This is a genomic window from Legionella quinlivanii (genome assembly GCF_900461555.1).
In the GTDB taxonomy this organism is placed as follows: domain Bacteria; phylum Pseudomonadota; class Gammaproteobacteria; order Legionellales; family Legionellaceae; genus Legionella_C; species Legionella_C quinlivanii.
Map to the genome: position 1 here is coordinate 2,345,877 of NZ_UGOX01000001.1, position 12,769 is coordinate 2,358,645.

Below are 12,769 nucleotides of genomic sequence, written 5' to 3' on the forward strand. Positions count from 1 at the left end.
GACAGATTCGATTAGTTCACCAACTGTGACAATCTCGTATGAATTGCTCTTCTTAGTTTTTCTGTTTCACGTCGCTGATCCTCAAACCAATCTGTTGACCAGATACGATAAAGATTCCACCCTAGCCCCTCTAAAACCTCTTGCCTTAAACGATCACGATCACGGGCAGAACGAGAAGAGTGATAAGATGCACCATCGCACTCCACTCCCATAATAAAACCATGCGGCCAATCTGGATGCTTAATACCAATATCAATAGAGTATCCCTTCACACCAACTTGCGGGATTGCTACACAACCAATTGATTTTATTTGTTTAATAACATGCTCTTCAAAATCAGAATCAGGTTCTTTTTCAGTGTATTGTCCAGCCTCCAGGATCCCAGAGCTAGAGTATTCCAACCAACATTTAAGCATATACACACCAGGATTGGACTCTTCTTCTGCACGAATATCTGCCGCAGTCATAGAAGAAAACGTAACAATTCGCTCTTTAGCTCTAGAAAACAGCACATTTAACCTTCGTTTTCCAGCTATTCCATTTATCGGTCCAAAACATTGCATTACAGGAGCACCTTCTTTTTCTGCTCCATAAACAGTGCCAATGAAAATAACATCTCGCTCATCGCCCTGGACATTCTCTAGGTTTTTTATGAAAAAAGATTCCAAACCATCATTAGCTACATCCCACCGCTCTATATACTCTCTTGCTTGCGGATGTTGCTCCAAAGCATAGTTCATCTCATCGAGTAATAGATCCCGTTGCTTCTGATTCATAAGAACCACACCTAGAGATTTATCAGTATGTATTCTCATAAAATCGATAATTGCGTCTATCATGAACATAGCTTCTTTAGGATTAGTACCCGAAGAATATATCCCGTTAACTTTAATATAAGATATTCCCATATGTGGATGATCTTCCTGCGCAGAAGGGAACACCACTAGATCATCGTTATAAACATGTTTATTAGAAAATGATATTAATCCCGAATGTCTAGACCTATAATGCCAACGAAGCCTTCTTGCAGGTGTAAAAGAAGCATTCGCCATTTCTAAAATTGATTCCTCAGTTACTTTTTCATCCTCATCTGCACTTTCATCCTCTAGCATCTTACGGAAAAATCCCGTAGGAGGTAATTGATTAGTGTCACCAACGACCATCGCCTGTTTGGCTCGTATCAATGCCCCAACTGAATCCTCTGGAGTCATTTGAGATGCTTCATCAATGATTACAAGATCAAATTCGACTCCTCCTCTAGGTAAATATTGAGCTACAGCTAAAGGAGACATCATCCAGCAAGGTTTAATTTCTAACAAAGCTCTTGCTGCTCTTTTTGTAAGATTTCGAATTGGAATATGGCGTTGTTTTTTAGATATTTCATTTCTAAGTAACGCAAGTTCTGTAAATTCACTTTTTCGCCCAAAACCTATTCCAAGTGGTGGACAAGCCTTATTATAAAGTTCAGATTGCAAACGTTGACGCGAAAGCTTTATAACCGCTCTATCAGCTTCCTGCAAACGCTTCCTTAATGTATCCAAATTACTACCATTATATGATGCTAATATTTCACCATTAGATTTATATATCTCACGAGCCATTTCACGAGTTATTAATGCCTCGATTATTTCACATAAATTACTATATTTTTCAGACAAAATAAGTTCAATCTGCTCTATGTATCTATCTTGCTTTAAATTATTTTTAGCTGAAATAAATCTCGAATATGCAACCAAACCATCTTTATTTTTAGATGCCTGCTCCATCCATTTTGAAAAAGCCAAATAGGTCATATTATCTAACCATCTTTCCGGCATCGTATTTGTCTTGACTGCAATTTTCTCTAAACTAGTTAAGGCCTGAGCATCACAATCCGTAACGCACGAAACTTGTGTTTCTAATTTTTTTATAAAACCTTGCTTAGCACTATACAAAAATGCCTGTCGCTCATTCTCATTTAACTCAATGAGATTCGTAGCCAATACAAAGCAGCTTTCTAACTCATGTTCATCAGTAAGTTCAGCTTTGTAAGCCAATCCTAGAACACCTTTAATATCATCATTATGTCTTAAGTTTTCCCTTGTTTTTAATAACTGCTCAAATATTAATGGAAGCTCAATAATTTGCTCTTTTGATATTTTTTCAGAATCATTAAATACCTTAATAATTTTTTTAAGCTGTATGACATCACTCTCACAATCCTTAACTTGATCTTGCAAAACGCTAATTCGTTCGGCTACATTCGCCAAAGTAGTATCTTCTATTTCGTAAAGAGGATGATTTTTTTCGATTATAGGAATTGATTGAATTATTTCATTATCCGCAAATTTTAAAAAATTCCTCAAATCAATATAATCAGGGCCTGAAAATTCATGATCAAGATAATTAAATAATGATATTACTTCTTCAAAAGGAGAAAAATCTGTCTCTATTCCAAAATAGTGCGAACCAAGTATATTTTTCATTGCTACATTTTCACCAAAAACTTTTACATCTAATTGCCATTGCCCTAATTGGCTAAGTTTTTGAGTGGCATATAATCTATTAAATTTTTTATTTTTAGATACGAATTTATAAAATTGCTTTGCTTGCCTATATTTCTTTGAGAAAAAAGAAAGCAAACCCGACTGACGTAATGTTTCAGCATGATGATTTGTAAGCTCACTTTCCGGAAGCATCGATAAATTAAACTCTTCATCAAGTAAAGCTCGAGTTTTCTTTAAAGCCAGAGCTTGTGAAGCCTGTTTCTCTATCAAAACATGGGTTATTGGATCATCAAAGTCGCTCTTTCTAACTGATAATACCTGCTTTGATATACCAGAAATAATATCAAACATTTTGATCAGATCATGAACTGTTATTTTGCCAAGACTTTCTGAGATATTAATTACCGTATTACAAATTTTCTCTGATTGGATATTGTCTTCAAGACATTTTTTGTATTTGAGGATTAATGACTCAAAGACCTGTTCGTTTAATGATTCTATTTGATATTTTAAACACAGCTCTTTGAGAAGATATAATTCTTCTATGACAACAGAATCTAGATCAATCTTGAATAGCTCAACAATGCTTTCTCTTTTATCTCTCCACAAACGAGCTTCATTTAGAAAATTTTTAATAACTCCTATAATTTCGTTAGAAGTTAGTTTAGTGGCTATATCAATATCTCGATTTGAGATCTCTTGAGTATTTTTAATAGCAGTACTAATTTTGCTTAGCCTTTCATTCCCAATTACAGGTGAAAGTCGAAATTCTATTAATGATTGTCGTTGTTTATCTGCCTCAGCAAAAAGAGTAGCGATCTCAAAAGCCAAATCAATTAACTCATCAGCAAGAAAAGGATCAATGTTAGGTATTTGAATAATATTCCATGAGTCTGGATACAGTAAAGTAGCCTCCCATGCTTCTTCAACCCGCTTACAAAGAGACAAAATATCAGTTAATTTTTCTGATGTAATGATTTTTGTATCAGGAATAGTTAGTTTTTTTATTTTCTCAGGTAAGTTGTTAATTAAATCTGTAAATTTAATACTTCGTCCAAGAACTTCATAAATAGTAAGATCCGTTTTTCCATAAGTTGAGGATAAAATATCTACATATAATTTTAATTTTTGTCTTGTATCTTTAAATTGTTTAACTGCATGATCTAACTCTAAAGGATTAGCACAAGGCTTCATTTCAAGCCTGTTCCTAATTGAAGAAATAACTTGTTCTTTTCCCGAGCGGTTTGCTTGTAATGGTAATAAAAAATTACCAATTCCATATGCGTCCAACCTTGATCCAACAACCTCTAGTGCCGCTGATTTTTCTGCCACAAAAAGCACTTTCAACCCCAAGGAAAGCGAGGTTGCAATAGTATTTACAATTGTTTGCGATTTTCCCGTTCCTGGTGGCCCCTCAACTGCTAAATTTTTTCCACTAGCTACATCAACTATGGTACTAAATTGAGAGGAGTCTACATCAGCAATAATGAATGGTACTTTACTTTCAATTTCAGGCTCATCGATATGATATTCCTCTCCAAAAGGCAACGCATCATGCCCTGTTTCAGTTCCACCAAATAAAAGAGAAACAACTTCGTGAGACGCGAAATCCCAACCATCAGGCTCAAGATCGTGATACATTGCTAATCTAGCTGAAGGGAAAACACCTATCGTAGCCCACCGTCTAATTCGCCATGTCATATTTTTGGGGCGCGGCTTAGAAACCTCTTCAAAGTATTTTTCTAAACCTTGATTTGTATATTCTGGGAGTATAATGTTGAATTCTAGGCGCAATTTCTCAGCAAGAATTTTATTCTCTTGCACTTCTGTCTCATCACCGATAACCCAAAACTCTTGACCATTCCTAGTTCGTTTTTTATCGATATAAACTGGAATTAAAACTAACGGAGAAAACTGCGTAGAGCTATTATTTCCGTCTTCCCATTCAAGAAACCCAAATGCAGCATGTAATACGCTAATACCTGTCTCTTCTTTCCAAGTTTTTTCTTTTGCACAAAGTGCATTTAACCGTCTCTCTAATATATCCGGTAACAGAAGAGTCTGAATATCTTGATCACTGTGCCGTCCATCCACAGCTTGGTGTCCCTCTAAAAACAATTCGTAATTAGGAGAAATTCCATGATTTATTGCATGCTGTTGTAAGGATAGATTATTTTTGGTTTGTCGCGGTGGTAAGTTTAATTGTTCACGAAGCCTATCTTTTAATTCTCGCTCTGTTTGAGCTAAAAGATTTGGCGCCTCATCACTCTCAGAATCTATTTCATCTAACTTACTTAAATAAATTTCATCATTGAGCCTAGCCCCTGCTAGAGAGTTTTGAAATATTGAAGTCTGTTCATCACTAGGATCAGTGCCTAAATCGGGTAAAGGCACAATTCGCATTTGACAAGATACTAAAGATTTAAGTAATAACTCGGGAATTTCATCTACTATTCTTATCAATGAGTTTGAGCGTTCAGAAAATTTCGTAGAAATTAGAGGGTTTCTTCTTGTTAAATCAAGTAATTTTGGTCGTAATATATTAATTCGATCAGAGATCAATTTCGCACGGTTTTCATTTGCCTCAAGGGTACCAGTATGATTCATCTCACTCATTAACTTTTACCCATTTTTAATTTCCGCCTATCTAAAATATAGATTAATTAAACAACTAGTTAAAATGTTATCAGAAGGTCTTTTTTTAATCAATTAAACAATAGAATCGATTCTGTTAAACGCTTGTTGAAAGCAGGCGCAGTTTTATAGCAAATAAATCTTTGATAATTTTTTTAAGTGGAAAATCGGGCAGCATTATAGATTAATCTTGGGTAATCCCCCCTTTTTAACTGAAGCCAAAAGTAGAGGAATTAGGCAACCAATGCCAATTTTTGTCTTGGAGGAATGCCTCCGATAGCCGTATTAGGACGTTCATTATTGTACATCCATAACCATTGTGTCGCATGAAGCTGTACCTCTGCAATACTTTCGAATAAAAATTGGCTTAACCAGTCATACCTGACGGTTCGGTTATAGCGTTCAATATAGGCATTTTGTTGCGGGTTTCCTGGTTGAATAAAAACTAACTTTATCTCATTTTTATCAGCCCATTGTTGCAGCAGTTTGCTGATATATTCAGGGCCATTATCACAACGAATCTGCCGAGGCTTACCACGCCATTCGGTGATTTGATTAAGAGTCCGTACAACGCGCTCTGCCGGCAAGGATAAATCGGCCTCAATCGCAAGACCTCACGGGTTGAAGTCGTCAAGCACATTTAACAATCGATAACTACGACCATCCTGCAATTGGTCGTGCATAAAATCCATAGACCAACATTCGTTGATTGCTGTAGGCACCGCCAATGCGTCTGGCTTTTCCCTCATTAACCGCTTTTTAGGTTTTATTCGCCTATTGAGTTCCAGTTCCCGATAGATTCGATAAACCCGTTTGTGATTCCAGGGAAAACCCTTCACATTACGCAGGTATAAAAAACATAAACCGAAACCCCAATTACGCTGGCTCTGCGCTAATTGCAACAACCAGTCCGCTATTACTGCGTTTTCATCATTCAACTTAGCTTGATATCGATAGCAGGTTTCACTGATGCCAAAAAGCGCACAAGACAATCGGATGGAAATGTCCTTATCGGCCACCGCCTTTTTCGCCAACTCCCGTCGGCGTGACGGTGTTACCACTTTTTTTCAATACCTCTTTCAGGATTTCTGCTTTTAATCGTTCCTCTGCATACATCTTTTTAAGACGGCTATTTTCCGCTTCAAGCTCTTTTAAGCGCGACATCATCGATGCGTCCATTCCACCAAATTTTGCCCGCCACTTATAAAATGTGGCTGCACTTATCACATGTTCTCGGCAAAGCTCTGAAACAGGAGTGCCACCTTCCGCCTGTTTTAAAATCGATAGGATTTGGCTGTCTGTAAATTTTGATCGTTTCATGAAGAATCTCCTTCGTCATAGGGTACGAGAAAATTCTACTTTTGACATCTGTTATTTTTTGGGGCGATTACCCTGCTTATGCACTCAAGCGTTTAATGAACCATAAGATGAGTAATGATGTAACCGCAGGATATATTATTGTTGATGTTGAACGGCTACGAAAACCTATGCAGCTTATTACTACTTATATTCTAAAGTGCATGGGAGTAATTGATTCGGCTGAAGTTATTTCTCTGCAATCTGCCAACAAAGAGCAGATCTAAATACCCATCAAGTTTTGGACCGCACTGCGGTCCGTATTTAAATCCAATTTCGCACTCACTGCGTGCCAAATTCAAAAACAACTTTCAACCAAGAAATTATCTTATTGTCATCAGCAGATTGCGCAGAGATGTCACTTATATGTCGACAACTTATTTATAATCATTTGAACACCCCGGGATTTCCGGAAAGTTCAAAATTAAACCTGTTATATTAGTAGTCAAGTAATCCTTGACTACTGAATGGATATAAATTTGGCCGACAATATGCCCCAAATTATATTGCATTGAACTTTATTAACTCTAACTACCAAAACTATCTCAATTATCCACATCATCAATCATTGATTTAAAAGATAAAAATGATTTACCACCACCCTTTTCTAACTCTTCAATCGCATCACGAGATAATTGATTTGGTAGTTTTAGTTCAAAAGGCAAACCGCTACACATAACAATTTGTTCATACAATGCATTAACAGCTTGAGTAGGAGTTATATCTAGAAGCTTTAGGATTTCTTCTCCAGCATCTTTCAATTTACTATCAGCCTGAGCTTGTACGATTTTCGTAGTCATAATTAAATATCTATATAGTTGTAGTTACATCCCTGGGCTCCGGATAATTCAAAATTAAAGAATAGATATTATCCAGCAGCACTATATTGAATATTAAAATCTAAGGCCTTAGCAATTGGTTTAGAGTTTTTGCCAATTTTCTTCATTTCAATAATGCCGTAGCGAGCCATTGTGCTAAGTGTACGACTCAAATTACCTGGTTCACGTTTACTTAAGACAGCAAGCTCTTTAATTGACTCAGGTTTTTGTTCATCAATTATTTTCAGTAGCCTCATATTGTTTTCATTCAATACTTCACAAAGTGATTTGATTGAACTAAACCAAATCTTAGGTTCATTTTTTTTAGGTTTATAACGCCCAGAAGCAATTTCAATAGTACGGCTTTGAAATTTATCTCGTGACATAATACCAACTTGTAATGTTTTCATTTTTTATCTCCATTATTCAATTTTTGAATAATTGAATTCACTTCTTGAAAAAAATCTCGCAAAAGCTGTTCAGCACTTTCAAACTCATATGGAATTCCCTTATCATTTATTGAGGTATGAATGTGATCATACTTAATAATACGCCCCGAATACCGACCACTTTCTCTAACTTTGATTCCATGCGCATTATCAAACCCTAAAATCCGCTGATTGTAATTATCATGAAGAGTTAGATTATATCTAATACCATGAGGCCTCTCTTCAGTTGGCTCAACTAAAAATGCTTCTATCTTGTACCAATAACCATTTTCCTCTGTATATTCCGTACCATTTAATGCAAGTAAAGTTTCTAGTCCTACATCCTGCTTCATTAATAATCCAAAAATATCACCTGATGATATTTTTATTATAATATAAATTTCGAATAAATGATTCTTTTACATCAAAAGTAAATAAAATTTTAATATTACTTAGTTCATTGAGGGATCTTATAAGTAGCTTTGATAAGTTCTATTATTCAATAGCACCATCAAGCATTTAACTAAGGACTAATTATCCATTGCAAATTGATACCTTGAGCTGTCAAACTATCATTCGCTGCTGCCATAACAAATGTGACATTCTCAGCTAACTTTCCTTCTGAGAGACCAGGCTGTACAGCATAAATAGTTAAATTAATATCAATAGGGCTGTATTTCTTAAATAAAGCTAATGCATTATCTCGATCTCCTAACAACATTGGCGACCATCCTTTTCCACTTTTTATCTCTGTTCTGCGTTCAATATGTTGAACCAGATAATCTTTAGATTGAAACCGACCCGATTTAACTGCCTGGCAAGCTAGTTCATAAACATCCTCCACACGCGCTCCAGGATTAGAATTCCCAGCACCTTTACAGTGGTATAGTTTAATATGTAAACGATTATTTACTTCTTCTATTGTGATAAAATCTGCTGCTTCGCCAGCTCTATGATCAAATATTATGAAATTAAGTCCTGATATTCCCATCAAGTAATTCTGTATAGTTTTCTGTACCGTCAATTTTGTTGGATCGTTAATATCAAACTCTATTTGAATTTCGCAATTGCTCCAATCAAATGGAATTAAGCAATTACTCCTTAACTCTATATTTGTTCTCCTTTTTTGTATTGTATTTGAAGAAAAGGAGGCTAATTCTTTAGTGAAAAATACTAAATTATGCGTTTCTAGCCAATTTTCAATAGGTTCTTCACGTCCATCATAAACCTCCATTTGTATTTCTATATCTTGAGTTAATGATACATAATGTGGAACCTGATTTAGTCGATAACAACAAGGTAAATAATGATTACCATCACCTATTTCAAATGTCATATGAAGACCATCAGCATCCACAGAAAAATTTCTTATTTCAAGATCTAGGATGCATAATTTATATCTTTGAACTTTACTTAAAATAAAAACGGCTGGTGCTTTTTGATATGCCTCTTTAGGCCAGTCCGCCATACAAGTTGATTCTGGAATTTGCTGAAGAGTCTCCCCATAAGATAAAATGTCCAAGCCCGATCTGCCAATGTTTATTTGATTTGCAGTCATACGCTCATGTAATGCTGCCATCCAGTTTAAAATATCCGTAATTGATAACTTTCCGTTTGACCATATCCGACCTCTTGCACTCACACCAATAATTTCACTTTCCCCATCAACCTCACCGCGCCCCATAAAATGGCCTTGCGAGAAATTATTCGCATCAGTGTCTCGAATCCCTCTGTCGGCATTTTTACCAGCAACGATGCGATAAGATTCAGCGATAGCTACGGGAGAAGTACTTCGAATACCAACGCTAAAGAATTCTTGATCAGTCATTCCATTGAGAACCTTACGAGCATCCTCAAAAGCAATAGAGGCAGCGTTACCATTCACAAAAAACTTCAGTAACTCATTATAATAATTACCAGAACGCTGTGTTGCTGTTATAAAGATTAAATTTGAAATAGGAAAATATTTAATAGGAAACACTCATGTTTTGCATCAATTACATGAGAGTCACGATACCATGCTGGTGAGTGGACTAATTTTGCCAAAAGTATCATTGTATTACTATCATCACTTTTCCAAGCGTTAGTGATCTGTAAAGATTGAAGCTGCTCGGGTACCTCTGAAAAATTGGGTTTTTCTATTGTCTTATAGACAACAATGTGTTGCGAAAGGCGAAATGCACTGAGGTTTACCAACTCATAATTTGCAGATGGCTGACCTGCGGGAGCAAACGCCTTTAATATCTCTCGTTCATGTAATTCTAATTGCTGGCGTGCATCAACCGTATCAGCTAAAAGAGTCTCCCAATCAACACCATCTCGATAAAGCCCAGAACTTTCTGTATTTACATCACGTGGTATCGCAAGAAAAGTTGCAGTACCAGTATGCTCATCATTTGTTCGAGCGAAACGACCAATAAATTGAAGTGTCGGAACTAGTGACTTATGCACATTATGAAGCACGGCTATCTTGAATTTTGGAAAATCATATCCTTCACCAAACATGTCTACACAAACCACCCCATCAAGCGCCCCAGAATTAAGTTTTTGCTCAATCATAGCTATTTGTTGCTTTGATTTTTTACTAGAGACTGCTTCAACCTTCAAACCAGCAATCACATATAGATTAGCTAACCGTTGAGCGTCGATAACTTTCTCAGTACGTGCTAGTAAACGATGTTGTAAGCCAGCCTTAGTATCGCGTTCATAAATCTCTACAGCTTTTGAAATCAATGCTAAATCACGTTCGTCCCGAGAAGCATCTTCACTAACAATGACAGGACAGTATGTGACTTTTCCAAATGCCTTTTCCTCCACAGCTTTACGTAATGAATAATAAAAAATGAGCCGTCCTGGAAGTTCTCTTTTATCACGACGAAAAGGAGTAGCAGAAAAGAGGGCGTGACATGCTTCAGGAGTAGCATGTATAAAGGAACTCCATGTTCGAGCAGGTGAATGATGGCCTTCATCAATTAACACTAGATCAAAGAAAGTTTCAGGTATAACTGATGTATTTGTTGAATCCGGGCTAGCGGAGTGTGGAGTGCATACCACAACATCATACTCCTCTAAATCTTTCCATCCAGAAACAGAATTTATACGATGTTCTATCGCAATCACTTTAGGACCAACTAGTTTATCTTCTCTAGGAAGAATATTTAATCTGCGTAATGTTTCCAATGATTGGAATGCTTTGGTTATTTGAGTTCGTAGTGCATTTGTGGGAGTAACAACTAAAACTCGCCTTGCTTGCATAAGAAAACATATGCCTGTAAGGATCGCTGTTTTGCCATAACCAGTTGGTAATGAAACTATAGCTGGCTCATTTCTTTCAATAAAATGAGCCGCAAGTGCATAAAGCGCCCCCACTTGACCACGTCTTAAACCAGCATTGGGAGTTAGTCCTTCACGAATCTCTAAAAGGCTTGAATATTGTTGAAAATATGCCATTTACCTTCCCTATTTTTTAATTTAATGACACATTGAGTTATATGTTAACTCATTATTGAAATTTTATTATAGACACTTCTGTGATATATCGGTCACAAATGACAAATATTTACCTATGATAAAAACAATGGCTCACTTTTTGGCTAAAGCATGTTATTTCACGAAAAATATTACTAGAAACATTAATGTTCTCGCATTAGTATTCTGCGTCACTGCAATTTTCCAGCAGTGACGCAGGAATGTCTGACATCAATAACCCGCTAATACAGAGCTTTTAAACACCATTTGTCCTGACGCATCAGATAAGATAGGACAAAATATTCCCCATAAAGGTATTGCCCCCAGATCTGCACTTTGCTATTTTTTAGATGAAGCATAACTGATGAATCGATGAAAATCCGATGAAACGCTTAGGCGTCTTATGCTAAGCCACTCTCATTCCCTAACCTTGTGGCTGGACGTATAGTCGGGAAACCCTTCAGGAGCCTTTACCATTCGGTAAGGGGAGTTCTTCGGAACTCTAAGTCATTTCATTTGACCATGGATTAGAGATAAAGCTCTGCTTTATCGCTTCATTTACTTTATTTTTATTGAGGAGAAAAACACATAAAAAACTAGCAGTACAGGCAAGATCGTTTGCCTTATAACGATTGATTTGCCCCCTACTTCGAGCTTTACGGCTTTAGCCGGGTTTCAACAGAGAGTGAACCGCTCGACCAACACTAAACAATACACAGGGCAAATTCTTTTTTAATAATTTTTTTGCGGATGGGAAGATGCGTACAAAATCCTTAAGACAATTCGCTAACCGACAAATCAAACAGGATAGACAAGGTAAATACCTATATCGAAAACACCGTGCCTATGTCATCCATAAAATGATTGATGACTTATTTGTTATCCGGCAAGTTCCTCCTTCATGGCAAGCTTTGCAATCTGAACAAATTCATAAGCTGGTACGTTATTGGAAAAAACAGAATATTAATCCAGTCACCATAATGCGTTACATGACCATTATTCGCCGTTTTTTGCAGATGAATGATTGTGCTATAGCGAATATCGATAACCAATCACTTGAACTCTCAAGACCTATAGCAAGAAAAAAGAGAAAGAAAACAATCTCTCCAGACATTTGGAAGTCGCTTCAGGATCCTATAGCCAGGGTAATCATGGGATTACAATCCGAGTTCGGATTGACTTTCAAAGAAGCGATTCTTATTAAACCACATATTCAAGTTCGTGAATGTTCTATTTGGGTAACCCGAGACATTGCTTTTAATTCCAGCGACCGCACTATACCTGTACGAACAGAAAACCAGAAAACGGTACTCAATCTGTTTAACTGGCTCACTCAACAAGATGGTAACCTGATCCAATTAAAATCTTATGAGGAAATTCGCATTATCTGGAGAAGCGCATTAGCAAAGCACCGGTTATCCAGTACCAAAAGCTGGCGTTATTTGTATGCCAAACAAATATATTCTCACCTGCTACCCGAATATGAAAATTACAAGGCTTGTTGGCTGATACGTGATGAAATGGGAATAAAATCTAGAAATACACTTTGGTTATATCTTAAAGAATGAAAATTTAGCTG

Annotated in this window: 7 protein-coding genes and 2 pseudogenes; 2 read left to right on the forward strand and 7 right to left on the reverse strand. The window is 36.5% G+C overall.

Going from position 1 to position 12,769, the window contains the following annotated elements; genetic code table 11:
- Nucleotides 1-11: 11 nt before the first annotated feature.
- Together DYH61_RS09980 and DYH61_RS09985 are read right to left on the reverse strand one after the other, a co-directional pair.
- On the reverse strand, nucleotides 12-5,102 hold the full coding sequence (locus tag DYH61_RS09980) for a DUF4011 domain-containing protein (protein ID WP_083499285.1): 5,091 nt from the start codon (nucleotides 5,100-5,102) through the stop codon (nucleotides 12-14).
- 251 nt (nucleotides 5,103-5,353) lie between these two features.
- A pseudogene (locus DYH61_RS09985) lies at nucleotides 5,354-6,440 on the reverse strand (IS3 family transposase).
- Between the two features lie 65 nt (nucleotides 6,441-6,505).
- On the opposite strand from DYH61_RS09985, the pseudogene DYH61_RS09990 reads away from it, so the two are divergent.
- Nucleotides 6,506-6,703 (forward strand): annotated as a pseudogene (locus DYH61_RS09990) (integrase); the annotation flags it as partial.
- 318 nt (nucleotides 6,704-7,021) lie between these two features.
- On the opposite strand, the gene DYH61_RS09995 reads toward DYH61_RS09990, so the two are convergent.
- The 5 genes from DYH61_RS09995 to DYH61_RS10015 all read right to left on the reverse strand — a co-directional run bounded on the left by DYH61_RS09995 (nucleotide 7,022) and on the right by DYH61_RS10015 (nucleotide 11,172).
- Nucleotides 7,022-7,276 carry a type II toxin-antitoxin system RelB/DinJ family antitoxin gene (locus DYH61_RS09995; RefSeq protein WP_058508632.1) on the reverse strand — a complete coding sequence of 85 codons (255 nt, stop codon included), beginning with the start codon at nucleotides 7,274-7,276 and terminating at the stop codon, nucleotides 7,022-7,024.
- Nucleotides 7,277-7,344: 68 nt separating this feature from the next.
- Nucleotides 7,345-7,704: an HVO_A0114 family putative DNA-binding protein gene (locus DYH61_RS10000; protein WP_006872153.1), complete on the reverse strand. Its 360-nt coding sequence runs from the start codon at nucleotides 7,702-7,704 to the stop codon at nucleotides 7,345-7,347.
- Nucleotides 7,701-8,075: a toxin-antitoxin system TumE family protein gene (locus DYH61_RS10005; protein WP_058508633.1), complete on the reverse strand. Its 375-nt coding sequence runs from the start codon at nucleotides 8,073-8,075 to the stop codon at nucleotides 7,701-7,703. The genes DYH61_RS10000 and DYH61_RS10005 overlap by 4 nt, the downstream gene beginning before the upstream one ends.
- A 170-nt stretch (nucleotides 8,076-8,245) precedes the next feature.
- On the reverse strand, nucleotides 8,246-9,703 hold the full coding sequence (locus DYH61_RS10010) for a hypothetical protein (protein WP_058508634.1): 1,458 nt from the start codon (nucleotides 9,701-9,703) through the stop codon (nucleotides 8,246-8,248).
- Complete coding sequence (locus DYH61_RS10015) at nucleotides 9,667-11,172, reverse strand: DEAD/DEAH box helicase (protein ID WP_058508635.1); 1,506 nt, start codon at nucleotides 11,170-11,172, stop codon at nucleotides 9,667-9,669. Before DYH61_RS10015 ends, DYH61_RS10010 begins: the two co-directional genes overlap by 37 nt.
- A gap of 776 nt (nucleotides 11,173-11,948) precedes the next feature.
- Between DYH61_RS10015 and DYH61_RS10020 the strand changes: the two genes are divergently transcribed.
- Nucleotides 11,949-12,758, forward strand: a complete 810-nt coding sequence (locus DYH61_RS10020) for an integrase domain-containing protein (RefSeq protein WP_058508636.1) — start codon at nucleotides 11,949-11,951, stop codon at nucleotides 12,756-12,758.
- The last annotated feature ends 11 nt before the right edge of the window (nucleotides 12,759-12,769 follow it).